13 protein-coding genes are annotated in these 20,118 nt (G+C 64.7%); 11 read left to right on the top strand and 2 right to left on the bottom strand.

The window, feature by feature from the left end; all coding sequences use genetic code 11:
• Positions 1-51: 51 nt before the first annotated feature.
• From LK09_RS07820 to LK09_RS07775, 10 genes are all read left to right on the top strand, one after another.
• Positions 52-1,032, top strand: a complete 981-nt coding sequence (locus LK09_RS07820) for a LacI family DNA-binding transcriptional regulator (RefSeq protein ID WP_052226515.1) — start codon at positions 52-54, stop codon at positions 1,030-1,032.
• Between the two features lie 99 nt (positions 1,033-1,131).
• Entirely contained in the window at positions 1,132-3,231 is a 2,100-nt protein-coding gene (locus LK09_RS07815; RefSeq protein WP_039397658.1) for a beta-galactosidase, read from the top strand.
• 35 nt (positions 3,232-3,266) lie between these two features.
• Positions 3,267-4,616, top strand: a complete 1,350-nt coding sequence (locus LK09_RS07810; protein ID WP_231562982.1) for an ABC transporter substrate-binding protein — start codon at positions 3,267-3,269, stop codon at positions 4,614-4,616.
• 60 nt (positions 4,617-4,676) lie between these two features.
• Positions 4,677-5,588 (top strand): carbohydrate ABC transporter permease, encoded by a 912-nt coding sequence (locus LK09_RS07805; protein ID WP_052226514.1) that lies wholly within the window; start codon positions 4,677-4,679, stop codon positions 5,586-5,588.
• Positions 5,585-6,547 (top strand): carbohydrate ABC transporter permease, encoded by a 963-nt coding sequence (locus LK09_RS07800; RefSeq protein WP_231562981.1) that lies wholly within the window; start codon positions 5,585-5,587, stop codon positions 6,545-6,547. The genes LK09_RS07805 and LK09_RS07800 overlap by 4 nt, the downstream gene beginning before the upstream one ends.
• Positions 6,544-8,025: a glycoside hydrolase family 43 protein gene (locus LK09_RS07795; protein ID WP_052226512.1), complete on the top strand. Its 1,482-nt coding sequence runs from the start codon at positions 6,544-6,546 to the stop codon at positions 8,023-8,025. The genes LK09_RS07800 and LK09_RS07795 overlap by 4 nt, the downstream gene beginning before the upstream one ends.
• Entirely contained in the window at positions 8,022-8,966 is a 945-nt protein-coding gene (locus LK09_RS07790) for an ROK family protein (protein ID WP_052226511.1), read from the top strand. The genes LK09_RS07795 and LK09_RS07790 overlap by 4 nt, the downstream gene beginning before the upstream one ends.
• A gap of 95 nt (positions 8,967-9,061) precedes the next feature.
• Positions 9,062-10,645, top strand: a complete 1,584-nt coding sequence (locus LK09_RS07785; protein WP_039397651.1) for a beta-N-acetylhexosaminidase — start codon at positions 9,062-9,064, stop codon at positions 10,643-10,645.
• A gap of 127 nt (positions 10,646-10,772) precedes the next feature.
• Positions 10,773-13,148 carry a glycoside hydrolase family 2 TIM barrel-domain containing protein gene (locus LK09_RS07780; RefSeq protein WP_231562980.1) on the top strand — a complete coding sequence of 792 codons (2,376 nt, stop codon included), beginning with the start codon at positions 10,773-10,775 and terminating at the stop codon, positions 13,146-13,148.
• Positions 13,149-13,200: 52 nt separating this feature from the next.
• Positions 13,201-14,772 (top strand): apiosidase-like domain-containing protein, encoded by a 1,572-nt coding sequence (locus LK09_RS07775; protein WP_052226509.1) that lies wholly within the window; start codon positions 13,201-13,203, stop codon positions 14,770-14,772.
• A 60-nt stretch (positions 14,773-14,832) separates the two neighbouring features.
• Here LK09_RS07775 and LK09_RS07770 read toward each other — a convergent pair whose 3' ends face one another.
• Positions 14,833-16,293 carry an MFS transporter gene (locus tag LK09_RS07770; protein ID WP_039397647.1) on the bottom strand — a complete coding sequence of 487 codons (1,461 nt, stop codon included), beginning with the start codon at positions 16,291-16,293 and terminating at the stop codon, positions 14,833-14,835.
• 142 nt (positions 16,294-16,435) lie between these two features.
• Here LK09_RS07770 and LK09_RS07765 point away from each other — a divergent pair, with 142 nt between their 5' ends.
• Positions 16,436-17,104 (top strand): TetR/AcrR family transcriptional regulator, encoded by a 669-nt coding sequence (locus LK09_RS07765; RefSeq protein WP_039397645.1) that lies wholly within the window; start codon positions 16,436-16,438, stop codon positions 17,102-17,104.
• A 117-nt stretch (positions 17,105-17,221) separates the two neighbouring features.
• Here LK09_RS07765 and LK09_RS07760 read toward each other — a convergent pair whose 3' ends face one another.
• A complete protein-coding gene (locus tag LK09_RS07760; RefSeq protein WP_082008109.1) occupies positions 17,222-19,873 on the bottom strand; it encodes a GH116 family glycosyl-hydrolase in 2,652 nt (883 codons plus the stop codon).
• Positions 19,874-20,118 lie beyond the last annotated feature (245 nt).

The raw sequence follows: 20,118 nt of genomic DNA, 5'->3' as shown, positions 1-20,118 counted from the left end.
CGGTGCGAAACGCGGTAAGAAAGATGCGTGAAGGCTGCAACGATTTATGACGTGGCACGCAAGGCGGGCGTGTCCCACCAGACGGTGACCAGGTACCTCCAGGGGTTCGAGGGTATCCGCCCCTCGACCCGCGAGCGCGTCGCTGCTGCCCTCACCGAACTCGACTACCGGCCCAACTCGGCGGCACGACTGCTGCGCAGCCAGCAGACGAACCGCATCGGCGTCCTCGCAGATCGAATCGACGAGAGCGGGCCGGCGCGCATCCTCAGCGGGGCCGGTCAACTGGCGCACGAACGCGGCTACGTGCTCGACATCGTCGTCGCCGACGGGACCAGTCCTGAGTCGGTGGCCCAGTCCCTCGCCATGCTGACGGAGCACCAGGTGGCGGGCATCCTCGCGACTGCGCAGACACAGGTCGTGTTCGACGTGCTGCGCAACCAGACCGTTCATGCGCCCCTCCTCCTCGAGTCTCAATTCGGAAGTGCAGAGGGCGGCCCGTCCGTCAGTGAGACGACGGGGCGCATCGCGGCCGACTTTCTCCTTGACCTCGGTCATCGTGATATCGGGTATGTCGCCGGCTCGCACCTCTGGCTCGCGTCCGAGGGGCGCCAGCGCGGCTTCGAGACGCGTGTGCGTGAACGGGGCGGCAGGGTCGCCTGGGTGCGTGAGGGCGACTGGTCAGCGGCGTCCGGATATGGGGCCTGGGAGAGTCTCTCCGCTGAAGACCGGTCCGTCACGGCGATCGGCGTCGCAAACGACAGCATGGCGATGGGCCTCATCTCGGCGGCGCATGCGTCCGGACTCGTCGTGCCCGACGACCTGAGCGTGCTCGGCAACGACGACATGGCCGAGGCGGCCTACTTCCTGCCCTCGCTCTCGACAGTGGCGATGGACTTCGAGGGGGAAGGGCGCTTCGTGCTTGACGCGCTGATCCGGGAGATCGAAGGGCAGCCCCCGGTCGCACACTCCCTGCTCGCCGCGCCAGTGGTCGTCGAGCGCGCTTCGACCGCGCCGCTTGTTTCGGCGAAGTAACACCTCCGAGATTTCGCTTGCGCCGACGCCGTCGGGGCGCTAGTGTCCTAGAAATGTTGTCGACAACATTTCGAGGATGTCGACGGAAAGCGGTTATCAATGGTTGCCAACCCGACCTTCTCCGGAGTTCTCTTCGGTGCTGCGTACTACGCCGAGTACCAGCCGCAGGGAACGCTGGAGCGCGACTTTGACCTCATGCAGGAAGCCGGATTCTCGGTGATCCGGGTGGGGGAGTCGGTGTGGTCGACGTGGGAGCCGCGCGAGGGTGTCTTCGACCTCGACTGGCTGCAGCCGGTTCTCGATGCCGCGCACAAGCGCGGAATCGGTGTCGTCCTCGGCACACCGACCTACGCCGTGCCGCCGTGGCTCCAGCGGCTTCACCCGGAGATCGCGGCTGAGTCCCGCACGGGCGTCCGGAACCGTTGGGGTGCTCGGCAGGAGATGGACCAGAGCGAGCCGGCGTACCGGTTCTACGCGGAACGAATCGTGCGCAAGGTGGTCGGCCGTTACGCAAACCACCCCGCCGTGATCGGCTTCCAGGTCGACAACGAACCCGGATTCCAGCTTCCCCACAACGAGCAGACATTTCAGCGGTTCGTAGAGTGGCTGAAGAAGCGCTACGAGACCGTCGACCGGCTGAACCGGGAGTGGGGGCTCGTCTACTGGTCGCACAGCCTGTCGGACTGGGCCGACCTGTGGCGACCCGACGCGAACACCGTGCCGCAGTACCAGATCGAATGGCGCCGATTCCAGGCGACGCTCGCCACGGAGCTGATCAGCTGGCAGGCGGAAATCGTTCGAGAGTACGCCGGGCCCGACCAGTTCATCACGACCTGCCTCTCCTACACCCGGGCTCAGGTCTCCGATGACGAACTCGTGCGGTCGCTCGACGTCGTCGCAGGCAACCCCTACTACAAGATGCAGGACGGCCTTGAGGCGACCGCCGAGGTGCCCCGCGAGGCGCTCTGGTGGCACACCGGAGTGTGGGCCCTGTTCGAGTGGGGTGACCGTGCCTACTCGTCGGCTCAAGCACAGTTCCTCGTCACCGAGACCAACGCGCAGTCCGTCGGAGATCCCTGGCAGAATCACCCGCCCTTCCCCGGGCAGATCAAGCAGGCTGCCTTCGCGCTCCTGGCTCGCGGGGCCCGCATGGTCGAGTACTGGCACTGGCACACGCTTCACTTCGGTGCCGAGACGTACTGGGGTGGCGTGCTCCCGCACAGTCAGGTTCCGGGCCGGATCTACCGCGAAGTCTCGGAGTTGGGCGCTGCCCTGAAGAGCATCGGACCGGCGCTCGACGACTACACGCCCGACGCCGACGTCCTGATGCTCTACTCCACTGACACCAAGTGGTCGTTCGAGGCGTATCCGCCCCTCCCCGCCGCTGGCGGCGGGCCGGACACGAGCGCCTACGCGAAGATCTTCGACGCGTTCTACCGCGGACTGTTCGAAGCCGGCGCGCAGGTTCGCGTGCAGCACATCCGCCAGTTCCTCGCCACTCCGGCCACGGTGCTGGCGGACAAGTTCCCAGTTCTCGTCGCTCCGGCAATCTATGTCGCCGACGACGCGACCCTCGAGCACCTGAATGCGTACGCCGAGGCGGGTGGCCATCTCGTGATCGGCGTACGCACCGGCTACGGTGATGAACTCGCCCGTGCACGCTTCGCGGTTGCGCCGCCGATGCTCTCCGACGCTGCAGGAGTCAGCTACGACGAGTACAGCAACATCGATCGCGACTTCGCCGTGCACGCCCTCGGCGAGATCGAGCTCGAACCGGAGTCGGCCGGTACCGACTGGGTCGAAATTCTCGACGTCCAGACCGCGGAGAAGCTCGTTGGTTTTTCGCGCAATGAGCTTGGGGCGAGGACGGCAGTCAGCACTAACGTTCTCGGAAACGGGCGCGTGACGTACGTGGCGACGGTGCCGAATGTGGCGTTGTCACGGAGCCTGGCGCGCTGGCTCGTCCCGAGCCGTGCGTTGGACGAATGGGCTGCAGGCCCGACCGTGACCGTCTCGACCGGGTCAACATCGATCGGCCGGCTCTTCTTCATCTCGAACTGGTCCGCGGATTGCACAAGCGTCACAACGCCTGTGGCCGTCCGCGATGTCGAGTCCGGCGTCGACCACCCGGTCGGCTCTTCCATACCCCTCGGGCCCCGCACCGCTCTCCTGCTCGAGGCTCCCAACGCGTCCGTCTAGGACGCACCACCCCCTCCCAATCACGGAAAGAGATCATGAGGACACGCAACACAGCAATGCTGCTGGGGACGATCGCGGTCGCGACCGCCGTCGTGCTCACCGGCTGCACCCCCGCGTCGAGCGCCGACACGACCACGACCAAGACGGTCTCGCAGTCTGAAATCGACAAGGCGATGAACACGCCCACGACCATCACCTACTGGACGTGGGTCGACGGGATCCAGAAGTCGGTCGACATGTTCGAGAAGAAGTACCCGAAGATCACGGTCAATGTCGTCAACGTGGGCTCGGGCGCCGATGAGTACTCGAAGCTGCGTGCCGCGCTGAAGTCCGGCAAGGGTTTCCCCGACGTCGCCCAGATCGGCTACGACTACCTCGGCTCCTTCGAGCAGACCAAGAGCCTCCTCGATCTGACGCCCTACGGCGGAGCCGCGCTCAAGAGCAAGTTCACCGAAGCCGCGTGGAACCAGGTCTCCAATAAGACCGGAGTCTGGGCGATCCCCCAGGACTCTGGCCCGCTGGGCAACCTCTACCGGCAGGACATCTTCCAGAAGGCAGGCCTGACCAGCGCGCCCGCCACGTGGGACGACTTCGCCACCGACGCCGCGACGATCAAGGCGAAGACCGGCTCGTACATCACGAACGTTCCGGGCAATGACATGCCCCAGTGGATCGGGTTCTTCTGGCAGGCCGGCGTGAAGCCGTTCAGCTACTCCGGAGGAACGAAGGTCGGCATCGACGTCAACTCCGCCGACGCGAAGAAGGTCATCTCCTACTGGCAGGACCTCATCAAGAAGGACCTCGTCTCGGTTGACCCCGACTTCACCGACGAGTTCTACCAGGGCCTCGCCAAGGGCAAGTACGCGAGCTGGGTCGTTCCGGCCTGGGGTCCCCTGTTCCTCCAGGGAACCGTGAAGAACACGAGCGGACTGTGGCGCGCTGCGGAAGCCCCGCAGTGGACCGCGGGCGCTCACGTCTCAGGCAACTGGGGCGGCTCGTCGAACGCGGTGATGGCCCCGACGAAGAACGCCATCGCGGCGTACGAACTCTCGAAGTTCGTCAACACCGACTTCGACTCGACCATTCACCTCGCCAACGACGCGTCGCTGTTCCCGACCACGAACGACACGCTGACGTCGCCCCAGTTCACCGAGGCGAAGAGCGACTTCTTCGGCGGCCAGAAGGTGAACAAGCTGTACGCGGGCATCGCGAAGACTGTCGACCCCAACTTCGACTTCCTTCCGTTCATGGACTACGCCAACAGCTCGTTCAACGAGACCCTCGGCAAGGCGATCACGGAGCGCGGCGACCTCATCGCCGGCCTCGACGCCTGGCAGAACGAATTGGTCACCTACGCGAAGCAGCAGGGCTTCACAGTCAAGTAGTACGCAGTTCGTCCGGGGGACCGAGCGTCCCCCGGACGAACCCCACCGGAGAAGCCTCACATGAGCACAATCACCACCCGGCGCCGCCCGAGTCGCCTTCACCGCCCCCAAACTGTCGCGGCGTGGATGCTGATCATCCCGTTCCTCGTGGTGTTCGTCGCCATGTTCGTGGTTCCGCTGGCGTACTCGGCCTACCTCAGCCTGTTCACATCGCACCTCGTCGGCGGTGATGTCTTCAGCGGGTTCGCAAACTATGCCCGCGCCCTACAGGACCCCAGCTTCTGGTACGGCCTCGGGCGTGTGATGCTCTTCCTGTTCATTCAGGTGCCCATCGGGCTCGCGCTGTCCATCTTCTTCGCTCTCGCGCTGGACAGCGGACGCGTTCGCGGCGGCAGAATGGCCCGGCTCTTGATCTTCGTGCCTTACGCCATTCCGAGTGTGGTCGCGACCCTCATGTGGGGGTATCTCTACGGCAACGACTTCGGGCTGATCACTCAGATCTTCCACATCTTCGGCCTGCCGAGTCCCGACCTACTTTCACCGAGCAACATCACGGGCTCGACGATGAACATTCTGATCTGGGAGTACGTCGGCTACAACATGATCGTCCTCTATGCCGCCCTGCGCTCGATTCCCACTGAACTCTACGAAGCAGCGGAGATCGACGGTGCGGGTCAGTGGCGGATCGCGTGGAGCATCAAACTTCCGGCTATCCAGCCGGCGATCCTGCTGACCGTGATCTTCTCGATCATCGGCAGCTTCCAGCTCTTCAACGAACCGAACCTGCTCTTCAACATCGCGCCGAACGCCATCGGAACCGACTTCAGCCCCAACCTCTACGCGTACAACGTCGCGTTCAAGAACCAGGACGTCAACTACGCGGCGGCCATCGCATTCCTTCTGGGTCTGCTCATCGCGATCATCTCCTTCGTCGTCCAGACGCGCGCAACCCGAAAGGACCGTCAGTCATGACCGATGTCACGGACCGGGCGACCGCAACTGAAACCATGACCACTGCGGGCCGTCGCAACTCGTCTGGAAATCGCCGACGCAGCGCATTCGGTGGTCGCCGGCGCAGCCCGTGGGGGCGTCAGCGAAGCAGTCTGCTGAGCATCTTCATGTGGATCTCGGTCGTCTACTTCGTCGTTCCGCTGCTGTGGCTCGTGATCTCGACGACGAAGAGCAACACGGACCTCTTCACCACCTTCGGGCTCTGGTTCGGGAACTCGCTCGAGTTCTTCACGAACGTGAAGAACCTCGCCACATTCCAGGGCGGCGTGTTCTGGCAGTGGATGGCCAACACCTTCCTGTACGCGATCGTCAGCGCTGTGGGTGCATCCCTTCTGGCGACCGCCTGCGGATACGCCCTCGCGAAGTATCGATTCCGGGGGAGCTCCGCCGTGTTCGCGGTCATTCTCGGATCGATCATGGTGCCTCTCACCGCGCTGGCGCTGCCCACCTACCTCGTCTTCGCGGCCGGCAACCTGACGGACACACCCTGGGCGATCATCCTGCCCTCGCTCGTCAGTCCGTTCGGTGTCTATCTGATGCGGGTCTATGCCGCCGACTCGGTGGACGACAGTCTGCTCGAAGCAGCCCGCATCGACGGGTCCGGGGAGATCCGCACCTTCGCGACGATCTCCATGCGCCTGATGGCCCCCGGATTCGTCACCGTGCTGTTGTTCCAGCTGGTCTCGACCTGGAACAACTACTTCCTTCCGCTGATCATGCTGAACACGCCGAGCCTTTACCCCGTCACCGTCGGTCTTGCCCAATGGCAGGCGAACGCATCCGCTGGCGGCGGGGCACAGGTTCTCTTCTCGACGGTGCTGACGGGCGCATTCGTGTCGGTCATCCCGCTGATCGTGGCGTTCCTCTTCCTCCAGCGGTTCTGGGTCTCAGGCCTCTCCACCGGAGGCGTGAAGGGATGATCGCCACACGCCCCGTCATCCCGGGATTTCATCCGGATCCGAGCATCTGCCACGTGGACGGCACGTTCTACCTGGTGAACTCCAGTTTCGAGTACGCCCCGGGCGTGCCGATCTTCACGTCGACCGATCTCGTCTCGTGGACGCAGATCGGCAACGTCCTGACGACCGCCGATCAGCTGGACGGGGTCAATGTCCGGCCGTCTGGTGGGATCTATGCGCCCACCCTGCGGCACCATGGCGGGCTCTTCTGGATGATCACGACGAATGTCACCAACGGGCCCGGCCAGATCCTGACAACAGCTGAGGACCCCGCCGGCCCTTGGTCGGAGCCGATGCGCATCCCCGAGGCTGTGGGGATCGACCCCGACCTCGCGTGGGATGAGGACGGACGCTGCTGGCTGTCATGGTCGGGTGAGCAGCCCGTCGCGCAGCACGGCATCCTGCAGGCCCAGCTGGATACGGACACCGGAAGTCTGCTCACGGACCCAGTCGTGATCTGGCGCGGAACCGGCGGCCAGTATCCGGAAGGACCGCACCTCTACGAGCACGACGGGAATTGGTACCTGGTCATCGCAGAGGGCGGCACAGAACGCGGGCACGCGGTCACTGTCGCGCGAGCGACATCGCCCAACGGGCCTTTCTCCGCGAGCCCGTCCAACCCGTTCCTCACAGCCCGAGGAACTGACTGGCCGACCCAGAACATCGGCCACGCGGATCTCGTAGAACTCGCAGACGGCACCTGGGCGGCAGTCTTCCTCGGGGTCCGCCCGCACGGTTCGACACCGGGGTGGCATGTTCTCGGACGGGAAACCTTCGCGACACGGGTTGCGTGGACTTCCGGGTGGCCACGCCTAGGCGACGCGATCGAGCCGGCGGAGGATGCGATCGTCACCGAATCCCTCGGTGCCGATCTGCCTGTCTCATTCGTATCCCCGACAAACGACCCGCAAACTCTGCTTGTTCGCGACCACGGGTCGTGGCAGCTACGAGGGCCACAGGGAACGTTCGTCGGACGCCGCCAGGAGCATCTCTTCACCGTGACGACCGCGCGGATCGGAGCCGGCGGCGGTCTCGAGGTGCGCGTGGATCCGCGGAACCGTCTCACCATCGAAGTCGGGCCGGTCTCGATCCGCGCCGTCGCGCGAATCGGTGACGTCGCGATCGACCTCGGGGAAGCCCTCGGCTCGCAGGACGCGCTCGTCGAGCTGCGAACCGAACCGTCCGATGGCCCGCAGGGCACGCCCGAGTGCGGCCCCGACACGATCGTTGCGCGCTTCTTCGACGGCAGTGGATGGCGGGAGCTCGGACGCCTCGACGGCAGGTACCTGTCGACGGAGGTGGCGGGTGGATTCACCGGCCGCATCGTGGGTGTGACGGTCGTCCAGGGCGATGTCGCGATCAGCGAATTCACCTACACCGGTAGCGACTCGTTCGAGAAGCTCCCTCCTCAGACGATCGAGAGCGAGATACGACGATGAACCCGCGCTCCCAGACCTGTTCCGTCGGTATCGACATCGGCGGAACCAAGACTCAGGCCGTCGCGATCGACCAGTGCGGCGACGTGGTGGGGACCATCTCCCGGCCGACAGAGCAGGGGCCGGCCGCGGTCGTCGAGACGACCGCGGCCGTCTATGAAGAATTGTGCGCTGGGCTCGGCGGCGCGGCATCCCTCGGGATCGGAATCCCAGGGATCGTCGACCCACATGGCCGCGTCATGCACGCCGTCAACGTCGGCCTGAAGGACATCGACCTTGCCGGAGCGATCGAGTCCCGCCTGGGCGTCAGGCCGACGGTCGGAAACGACGTCAGCATGGCGGCACTCGGCGCCGCGCACCAGCCGGGCTCGACCGACTCCCTCGCCTTCCTCAACCTCGGCACGGGCCTTGCCCTGGGCATCGTCCTCGACGGTGCCCTCTACACGGGCGGGACGGCCGTCGCCGGTGAGATCGGTCACCTCCCCGTCGACCCGGCGGGGCCGGTCTGCAAGTGCGGACAACGCGGCTGCCTCGAGCTGTACCTGTCTGGCTCTGCCCTCGAGCGTCTGTGGCCGACGGAGATGGGTCATGCCGCTGACGAGCTCTTCCATGCCGCATCCGAAGGCGATACGAGCGCTGTCGCGATCGTCGACTCGTTCATCGGCCGGCTCGCGTGGGCGGTGCAGCTGATCGCTGTCTCGTTCGATGTGACAGAGGTGATCATCGGCGGCGGGCTCAGTGCCCTGGGGTCACGTCTGCTGTCGCCTCTTCAGTCGCGCCTTCAGGAGGAAGCGTGTGCGTCCGCGTTCCTCCACACCCTTGCGCTGGATGAGCGCGTCGCCCTCATCCCCCTCGGTTACCCCGCCGCCGCCGTCGGAGCCGCGATCGACGGGCTGCGCTGCGCAGAGCGTCCGACTCAGCAGCGACTGCGCACGACCGCGTAGCCGGCCCCACAATGCTCCGCGGAAGTTCCACCGCGGGATCGGACCCACCCCACACAGAGAGAAAGGACTGTGGGATGAAGAGTAGGTACAGAGCAGTGCGTATTCTCGCCGGCGCAATCGTCGCGGCGGTAGCGATTGGCGTCGCCGTGGCGGCGCCAGCGACGGCGGATACCGCCGCCCCAGCGGATGCGCCCATCACGATCCCGGCGCTTCGGTCATGGACCGCTGGCGACGGACAGTACTCCTTCAGCGCCAAGAGCAGGGTGCTCGTCGCCGAGGGAGACATGCCCAAACTCAAGTCAGTCGCGGACCTTCTGGCCTCAGAGCTCGGCAGCAAATACGGTTCCCCGCTCAAGGTCATCGGAAACGACAACTCTGAAGCCCCGGGAGACATCGTCCTGAAGCTTCGCAGCGGTGTACCAGGTATTGGGGACCAGGGCTACCAGCTTTCCGTCGCAAGCAGCATCGTCGTCACCGCGGGAACGGCTGACGGCAGCTTCAACGGAACTCGCACCATCCTTCAGCTTCTCAAGAACAAGAACACCGTTCCTGCTGGTACGTCGACGGACTCGCCGACCTACCCCGAACGTGGGGTCATGATCGACCTGGGGCGCATGTACTTCCCTCTGGACTGGCTGAAGGCGCGCGTTCGCGACATGGCTTACCTGAAGCTGAACACCCTCGCGTTGCACCTCAGCGACGATCAGGGATGGCGCGTGGAGAGCAACCTCGGCCTGCAGTCCGCCCAGTACCTCACGAAGAATGAGATCCGCTCGCTGGTCGCGTACGCCGCAAAATACCACATCAACGTGATCCCTGAAATTGACATGCCCGCACACCTGGGCGCGCTGCTGCTCAAGTACCCGCAGTTCCGGCTGAAGGACAAGGACGGCAACGTGTCCCCGACGAAGATCGACTTCACGATCCCGGCGGCACGCGCCCTGCTGAAGCAGGTCGTCGCAGAGTACCTCCCGCTGTTCCCGGGGGCGTACTGGAATCTTGGGCTCGACGAGTACCTGTCGAACAGCCAGTTCGCGAACTATCCGCAGCTCCTCGAATACGCTCGTGCAACCGTCGGTCCGAACGCCACAGCCAAGGACTCGATCATCGCGTTCGGAAACGAGATGAACGCCTTCGTGCGCAGCCAGGGAAAGACCGCGCGTGCGTGGAACGACAACGTCGGCCCCGGCACCACGATCGAGCTCGACACGAACATCGTCATCCAGTACTGGACTGACTCCGACAGCGAGGACTTCTTCGGTCCGAACGGTCCCTACACGCCGCAGACGCTGCTCGACATGGGCTACCAGATCGTCAACGACAGTCTGCTGCCGACGTATGCGTACCCGACCGGCGGTCAGACACCGCAAATCCACCCTGCGTATCTCTACGATTCGTGGGAGGTCAATCAGTTCTACGGTTACCTGTACTTCGAAGTGAACGGGTCGTACGTCAAGATCCTCCCGACCAAGACCGTGGCTGTCGGTGCACCGGGCCTGCGCGGTTCCATGCTGAACGACTGGAACAGCGGCGGCACGTGGACGCCGGACGAGGCGGCGGCTGACATCTACCCGCGCATGCGGACGATGGCCCAGAAGACCTGGAATTCTCCGCAACTCGCTCCGGACTACACCGAGTTCCAATCGATCATCGATCAGGTCGGATCCCCGAACGACTGATCAGTGATGGACGGTCGCCCGCGCCAGGTTCAGGGCGCGGGCGACCGCCCCCTTTGCGACCATCCCCACGAAGGAGTTCCCGATGGACCGTGTTTCGTTCAACGAAGGCTGGCAGTACCGGTTGAAGGTGAACCCGTTCGACGAGCTCAGCGGGGAGGTGGCGCCCTACGTCGACGTCGCCGTCCCGCACGATGCCCTGATCAGTCGCGAGCGCGACCCGCACGGAGACCCCGCGAACGCCTACTTCCCGAGCGGGACCTACGAGTACCGCAAGGTCTTCAGCGTCCCCGATGACTATGACGGGGACCCGACCGTTCTCGAGTTCGAGGGTGTCTATCGCGACGCCGAGATCTTCATCAATGGGGACTACGCGGGGCATCGCCCGTACGGCTACTCGCTGTTCACCATCGACGCGGGCGAGTTCCTGCGGCCGGGGGAGCAGAACACAATCCGGGTCGAGTGCCGCAACGGCCAAGATTCTCGCTGGTACACCGGTGCCGGGATCTACCGGGACGTCTGGCTGCATACGGCCGGAGCTGTGCACATTCCACCGCACGGAATCCGTGCGAGTTCGACGGACATCGATGACCGCGGTGCGATCGTGGACGTTGCCGTGCAGGTCGTCAACGCGGCGAGACGGCGACGGACTGTCGAGGTCCACGTCCGAGTGCTTGACTACACCGGGGCGGAAGTGGCCTCGGGCATCGCGCCTTGCACGGTCCGACCGGCAGACCGCTCACTGAGCAGACATCGCCTTTACGTGCAGTCGCCCGAGCTGTGGAGCGCTGAAAGCCCCTTTCTCTATACGGTCGAAACGCGCCTCGTGTGCGGTGGTGACGAACTCGACCGGGCGGATGCGGCCTTCGGGATCCGTCGCCTGCAGGTCGACCCGGTCAACGGTCTGCGCGTGAACGGTCAGCCGGTGAAGCTCCGGGGAGCCTGCATCCACCATGACAACGGCATCCTCGGTGCCGCAACGATCCCCGAGGCCGAGGAGCGCCGGATCCGCCTGCTCAAGGACGCCGGATTCAACGCTGTTCGCTCGGCCCACAACCCGATCAGCGTTGCACTTCTCGAAGCGTGCGATCGGCTCGGTATGTACGTGATCGACGAGACTTTCGACATGTGGAACGCCCCCAAAACGAACCTCGACTATTCGCTCGCGTTCCCGGAGTGGTGGGAGCGCGACGTCGAGTCGATGGTCCTCAAGGACTTCAACCACCCGAGTGTGATCATGTACTCGATCGGGAACGAGGTGACCGAAACGGGGTCCGCGGCCGGTGGGATCGCCGGACGTAACCTTGCCGAGAAGGTGCGCTCGCTCGACCCGACCCGATTCGTGACGAACGCCGTCAACGGCCTCCTCGCCGTCATGGATGATGCGAAAGCGATTGCCGCGCAGCGCGGGGCCGAGGCAGACGAAGCCACGGGCATCAACACCCTCATGGCGGGCCCGCTCGAGATCATGAACGAGATAAGCGCATCGCCGCTCGTCACCGAACGCACCGCCGAATCGTTCGGTGTTCTCGACGTCGCCGGAATGAACTACGTCGACTCGCGCTACGAGCTTGACCGCGAGCTGTTCCCGAACCGGGTCATCGTCGGCACGGAGACTTTCCCGACGAACATCGATCGAACCTGGGCCCTCGTCCAGCGGAATCCGCACGTGATCGGCGACTTCACCTGGACGGGATTCGACTACCTCGGTGAGGTCGGCCTCGGCCGCACGCAGTACCTCGCGGAGGGCGAAGATGCGGCTGGTGCGCCGTTCCCATGGATCGCCGGCTGGTGCGGCGACCTCGACCTGATCGGCAACCGTCGTCCGGCTTCGTTCTACAGAGAGATCGTGTTCGGTCTGCGCTCCGAGCCGTACATCGCAGTTCGGCGACCCGCACCCGACGGTCGCGTCGCATCGGGTGGGCCGTGGGCGTGGAGCGACGCCATCAGCAGCTGGACGTGGGCTGTTGAGGAGGGGGCGCCCCTCGAAGTCGAGGTGTACAGCGACGCGAGCGAGGTGGAGCTTGCTCTCGACGGCGAAGTGATCGGAGTGATGCCGGCAGGGCCGGTTCATCGATTCAGGGCTGTGTTCGAGGTTCCGTGGCAGCCCGGCACATTGACGGCGACTGCGATTCGAGGAGGCCGGCGAGCACACGAGACGCGCATCGTGACCGCGATCGGGACCCCCCGTCTGCAGATCGAGGTCGATGGTGAAGAACGCGCCGACGCGCACCTCTTCGCAAGGATCGAACTGCGCGATGGTGCCGGCACGCTGTGCACGGCAGACGAGCGTGAGGTCGTCGTCGACATCGACGGGGACGCTGAGCTCGTTGCCTTCGGCAGCGGCAACCCGGCGCCCATTGGTTCCTACCAGAGCGCGCGGAACCGCACGTTCGATGCGACGGCACTGGCGGTCGTCCGGCGTCGCGGGGGCGGCACGATCAGCATCCGAGTGAGCGCAGAGGGATGCGAACCCGGCGAGATCGCCGTGAATGCGCCTGCGTGACATCCGCGACGCGGATGGCGAAGTCTCCGTCGCAATAAGTAAGGAGTGACAGATGCCTCTAACAGCCGGCCTTGGAATCATCGAGGTCGAGTTGACCAGCGGTCCGACGGCGCTCGATCCGTACCTCGAGATCGATGTGACCGTTGAGTTCCGCGGTCCGGGAGATCGCGTCATCACACGTCCCGCGTTCTGGGACGGCGGATCGACGTGGCGCGTTCGGTTTGCGCCACCCGCCCCGGGGGAGTGGCGCTACATCGCGACCGAGGCGCACTCTGTGGAGGGATTGCACGCGGTGACCGGCACGGTCACAGCCCGAGGCGACGTGGGAGACACCCTCAATCAACGCCAAGGGTTCCTCGAAATCTCATCGGATGGGCGTCACCTCTGCGATTCGGACGGCACACCCTTCTTCTGGCTCGCCGACACGCACTGGCGATTCGCCTGGGAAAGGTGGGACGAGGCGAACAAATCAGGCTGGTCGTCGCAGTTCCGCGACACCGTCGACCTTCGTGTCCGCCAAGGGTTCACCGTGTACCAGAGCAACCTCATGTCCTGGGACCCGCCGCATCCGTGGACCGACGGCGACTACTCGTCGATGGCCCCTGAGTACTTCCGGGACATCATCGACCCGCGGATGGCGTACATCGCCGAGTCCGGCCTCGTGAACGCGCTGGGGTTGGCGTGGCATGACGCAGCGGATACCGATTCGGACGGTCTGGTGCGTCTCGCGCGGTACGTCGTGGCGCGCTACGGCTGTCACCCGATCGTTTGGACGCTTGGTGGCGAGGTGGCCGGCTACGAGCCGGATCTTCGCGACCATCGCATCAGAGTGTGGCGCGAGGTGGCGCTCGCTATCCAAGCGGCCGATGACTACCACCATCCGATCACAGCCCACCTCACCACCGAACGCCCCTTGGCCTCGTACTACCAGGACGAGGACTGGCTGTCGTTCACCCTGAACCAGCTCGGACATGGCGACCTCGACATGCGGGCACATCATTGGGCGGACCATCTCGCCGCGCATCCGGGCCGTCCGATGGTCGAAGGGGAGGCCTTTTACGAGGGCTTGAGGAGTGTCGAGTACACGGGCAGGCGTGTCGTCACGGATGTGATGGTGCGCCAGGTCGCATATCGGGCGATCCAATCCGGCTGCTGTGGCTACAGCTACGGCGCCCAGGGGTGTTGGAACGGGGCGTGGGACGACGCTGAGGCGCAGATGATGTGGGGCGAACTGCCCTGGTACGAGGGAGTTGACCTCGCCGGCGCTGGCCAGCTCGGATATCTTCGTCGGCTCTACGAGTCATTGAACTGGTGGGAGCTGCGACCCGCGCACGACCTGCTCCTCCCATCGTCGTCGATCAACTCGACATTCTTCCCACCGCTGGTGACGGCTGATGAGGAGCGCCGAACGATCCTCGTCTACTTCGCCGAGGCGCACCGTTGGGGTGCGAACGCCGGTACCCTCCGGGGACTTCAATCGACGGCATACCGCCTCGAGTGGTTCGACCCCAGAACGGCAGGACGATCGATCGTCCTCGATGCGACGCCCGAGGCGGACGGCACGCTCATCATTCCCGGTCCGCCCGGCGGAGATGACTGGATACTGATCGCACGAGCACGATGACCGGGGTCCCCGCTCGCGAGTGAATCCCGCGGGCGCGGATCCCGGCCGCATCCGCCCTACTCAGCGCGTGGTCGACGCCCCGGCGCTTTTGCGCCCGGGAAGGAACGAGGCCACGAGCAGGGCGACGACGGATGCCCCCGCGCTCACGGCCATGACGACGCGGAAGGCGTCCTGAGTCGGCACGATTACCGGTCCGAATGCAATCACCATCTGAGCGAGGATCACACCGGCGACCGCGCTGGAGATCGACGTCCCGATCGAACGCATCAGAGTGTTCAGACTGTTGGCAGCCGCGGTTTCGGAGCGCGGAACGCCGCCCATGACCAGAGCCGGCATCGCGCCGTACGCGATCCCGATGCCCCCTCCGATCACGATCGACACCAGGACGAGCTGCCATACCTCGCCCATGAGCACGATGTTCAACCCATATCCGCAAGCGACGACCGCGGCGCCGATCATCAGCGACACTTTCGCCCCTGCTACGCGCGAGATGGCGGCGGAGAGCGGCGCAACCGCCATCATGACGAGCCCCGAGGGCGCCATGACGAGCCCGACCACCAGCAGCGGTTGGCCGAGCCCGTAGCCCGTCGCTGTCGGCGTCTGAAGCAGCTGCGGCAGCACAAGCGACATCCCGAACAGCGCGAATCCGAAGATCAACGACGCCACGTTCGTGAGCAGCACCTGGCGGCGGGCGCTCACGCGCAGATCAACCAGAGGTGCGGGAGTCTGCAGTTCCCAGATCCCCCACACGAGGAGGACGACGAGGGCTGAGACCAACAGGCCGATCGTGAGCGGAGAGTTCCAGCCCCACGCCGAACCCTTCGAGATCCCCAGCAGCAGACAGACGAGTGCAACCGAAAGGCCGACAGCGCCGAGGATGTCGAATCGACCTCCGCTGCGCACACGAGACTCCGGAACAAGCGTCGCGACAAGAGCGAATGCGATCGTCCCCAGAACGGCCGAGACCCAGAACAGTGCGTGCCAGTCGGCCTTGTCGGCAATGAAGGCCGCAGCAGGAAGCCCGAGCGCACCGCCGACCCCGAGGGAGGCGCTCATCATCGCCGTCGCGCTCCCCAAGCGCTCAGCCGGAAGCTCGTCCCGCATGATGCTGATTCCCAGAGGAATCACGCCGGCCGCGAGGCCCTGAAACACCCGGCCGACGACCAGCGGTACCAGGGCGGTGCTCAGCGCACCGATGACCGAACCGACGACAAGTAGCGCGACACTGATCAGCAGCATCCGGCGCTTCCCGAACATGTCGCCCAGACGCCCGACAGTCGGCGTCGCGACCGCGGCCGCGAGAAGCGTCGCAGTCACGGCCCAGGTCGTATCGGTCGGATCCGCCGACAGGAGTTTCGGTAGCTCGGGAATCAGAGGTATGAGCAAGCTCTGCATCAGCGAGACGACGATGCCCGCGAGCGCGAGGACGACGACCAGCCGGACGCGTCGATCGCGTCGGTTCGATTGGTTCTCGTTTGCGCCGCCCGGAATGCTGGCTGGTTCGGTGATCGCTGCGGTCATGTTGATCCTCTCTTGTCATGCTCAGAGTAAGTCAATCAATTGATTGATTCAAATCAGCCCGCACCCACGCCCCGAAGCCGTCGCCCTTCTGGAGATATGATCGTCAATCAGCTGACTGACACATATTCCGGGAGTGCCCCACATGACCGAGACCTCCGATCGACCCGTCACGCGCGACGAGAAGGTAGCCTCCACGCGTTCTGCCATCCTCGATGCCGCCGAGCGCCTCTATGCAGAGCGCGGTATCGGCGCCGTGTCGAACCGTCAGATCAGCGAAGCGGCCGGGCAAGGCAACAACACTGCTGTCAGCTACCACTTCGGCACCAAGGCTGACCTGCTGCAGGCGATCGTTCAGCGCCATCAAGACGACGTCGAGTCGCGACGGACCGTCCTGGTCAACGAGGCGGGTGAAAGGTCTGACGTTCGCGTCTGGGTCAACTGCCTGGTGCGCCCCACAGCAGAGCATCTTGCCTCGCTCGGCTCTCCGACCTGGTACGCGCGTGTCAGCGCCCAGATCATGGCCGACCCCGCACTACGCGAACTCCTCGGCACCGCAGCACAAGCCGCACCGGCGCTGCGCGCAGTGCTCTCCGGCCTCGAGCGCAGCCGACCCGAGTTGCCGCGGATCGTGCGGGAACAACGGGACGTGATGTCGCGTCAGCTCATCACGTACGGCTACGCAGAGCGCGAGGAGGCGCTGGCGGAACAGAGGCCCGGAGTGCGCCGCCATTCGTGGGAGGCATTCACATCCGGGCTCGTCGATGCGGTCACCGGACTCTGGCTGGCACCTTGGACACCCGTTCACTCATAGAGGCTCCTGCGCCGTGGATTCGCGTGCGAAGGCCCCTCCCGAAGACTGACGGACGTCATTCGGGAGGGGCCGGACTAACGAAGCAGGCCGACTCTCATCGCCTGCCTCAGGACTGCATCAGCGACTCGACAACAGGTCCACTACCTGCCATGCGGCGAGATTCCCTTCCCAGCCTGGGTAGAGGAAGGAGCCGGTGTCGTTGGCTTCATAGGTGATCGGGGTGTTGAACTCATACCCGTGCTCAGGCACATCCCACAGCTGCCCGGCGACGGCGGACGCCAGCCCGACGCCATCCGAAACGAGTGTCGGGTTCTGGGAGCGCTTGCCCGCGCCGATCAGGTTCGCGGCGAATGCGTAGTTCGCCTGCGGCCAGATCGATCCGGACGAACCGGTGGCAGAGCCGAGGAGGTTAGCTCCGACCGGACGACCCTGGGGGTCCTTGAGTCGAGAAACGAAGCTGTAGACCGTTTGCAGGTGACGCTCGTAGTGCTCCTGGTTCACGACATCCGGAAGGCCCGCCCGCTCGGCCAGGTACTGGGCCAGGAACGTCGCGATCATCGCATTGTCAGTGCTGTCGGTTCCGTCCGGCAGCGTGTAGCGGTAGTAGCCAGCGTCCGGCAGCCAGAAGAGCTTCTCGAAGTCCGCCTTCGCTGCCGTCAGATCCCCTTTGAGCTTGGCGATGACGGGTGCCGGCTCGCCGACCTGCTGGCCGGCGGAGATCATCGCCTCGGTGGCGAGGATGTACAGGGACGAGACGTACGAGTCGAACCTGTTGGACGGGATGCCGTTGTACGCGTTCGACATGGCCTGAGGGCTGAGGAGATTCGGCGACGGATGGTTCGCCGAGGGAACTTCCGGGAGCGCATAGTCCGCGGGGATCGTCTTCTGCAGGTAGGCGAAGGTCTTCTTCATCGCCGGATACACGAACTTCAAGAACTTCGTGTCGTGATGCCGCTCGGCGTAGTCGTACATGCGGAACACGTTCTCGGCCGGTCGATCCAGGAACCACGAGAGTCCAGGTCCGGAATCCGTGCCCTGGTTCCAGGAGACGAACGGGTTGTCGCCGTCGTTCTCGTTCACGCTGAAGTCCCAAGGGTCCCCATGCGAGGTGCTCGCCATGATCGCCTCAGCCTTGTTCTCCATCCGATCTCGCTCGATGAACGGGAAGAGTTTGGAGTAGACGATGTAGCTGTAGATCCCGATTTCGCCGCCTTGACCCAGGGTGGACAGGCCGCCCGAGTTCGCGTCGAGACCGAGGTAGCTGTGAGTCCCCGGCACCTGCGAGCCGATGCGTTGACCACCGGTGATCACGGGCGCGGTATTGCTGACGAGACCGCCCTCCCAGAGGGCCGTGTGAAAGGTGACATTCGCCAGTTGATTCAAGGCACCTTCCTTCACGGACTCCGGGATCGTCGGTGAGTTGACGATCGGTGACCACCACTTCATGACCTTCGCCAGCGTCTGTTGGCGTGAGATCAGGGCGTCGCGGGCAATGGCGTAGCTCTGGTGGAAGGGATAGCTCCCCGGGACGTAGTCGTTGGTCTTGGTCTCTTTGGCGCCGTAGTAGTTCGTGTAGTGGCGCATCCATACGGTCTTGTTGTTGTCAAAGGACACCTGGGGGAAGTCCCACGTCAGCGTGAACGGGATCGTCTTCACCTCACCCGGCTTCAGCGTCGCGGAAACCGCGATGGCGCCAGCCGAGGATGACGAATCGAGCGGTTTGTCGCCAAGGGAGCCGGTCGCCGTGAAGGGCTTGTACACGTCGGAGCCATCGCCCGAGGCATTCCACGAAGTCGTGTAGCTGAACGATTCGCTCTTGTCGGTCTTGGCCGCGATCGTCCACTCGGACTTGGTGGCATCCGGAGTGTTGTTCGGTGAGTCGGCCGAGAGCGTCACCGCCCGGATACCGTGAGCCTTGTCTTCACGGAACTGGCTGCTCAGGCCCTCGCGCACAGTGGCTGGTTGCGTTCCCACGTGTGCAGCGACATTCGGCATCGTGAACATGGTCGAGATCTTCGCGGTCTGACCCGTCGTGTTGGCGATCCGCACGTCGAAGTTGGCGACAGGCAACGAGCTCAGGCTTTCATCGTTCGCGACGATGGGGGAGTAGAAACGCATGGAGACGTCGGTCTTGAACGTCTTGTACGTCATCCAGCCGAACGGGTAGAGAGCCGAATAGTCGGCGTCACCTTTAGCCAGAGTGTTCCACGCAGGCAGCGGATCGTCCCAGGATCGAGTCGGAAGCGGGTCGCCCTTGTAGTCGACCGCGTGAGAGCCGCCAGTCGCGAGCGTGCGAGTCTCGGCGGGCTGGTCCCCGATCTGCTCGCGGACATGGAAGGCTGCCTGGGGGAGTGCGCGGCTCTCCCACGCCTTGTCCTGGGAGCCTCCGAAGAACCACGGTCCGAACATGCCCGACTGGTTGATCATGAAGCTGCCGGCGCCGATGCCACCGAGCGGAATGCCCATCCCGGGTTCGGTCATCGGGAAGGTGATGCCGGGGTAGGGCCAGCCGGGCGAGTCGGGCTTGCACGCGTAAGGGAGGAACCCAGGCGGGCACGTTCCGGTCGGGATGTCTCCCAGCTCGCGCACGGTCGCAGAGCTCGGGATGTCCCAGCCGGTGGTCGCCGGGGCAGCCTGCGCTGGCGCGGTCGAAAGGCCGGCCGCGACAACCGCAAGCGTGAGCCCCGTGACGACCGTCTGGATGCCTCTGCGGCGGAGGCGTATCCGAGGGGGTTGTGCTTTTCGTTCAGCCGGACTGATCGGCAACATCTCGTGACTCCCATGTCAGTGATTGCGTCGTGCCGGGCGAGGCCGTCATTCAGTTCCTTCTGAACGCCTGTCGCAGGCACAGTGGCATCAGGCTATTGACGGACCAACCGGCGCGCCTCTGCCCGCGGGAATATTGCGCAAGTACGGCGACGACGCCCGCGCCAAGTGGTTCGCTTGGCACACCGTTGCGGGCGGGGCGCGTAGGGCATCGATCGGACCGAGAGGAGTCGATCGGTGCCGCAATC

Source organism: Microbacterium mangrovi, from assembly GCF_000802305.1.
GTDB lineage: Bacteria > Actinomycetota > Actinomycetes > Actinomycetales > Microbacteriaceae > Microbacterium > Microbacterium mangrovi.
This window is presented reverse-complemented; position numbering and strand designations above follow the sequence as displayed.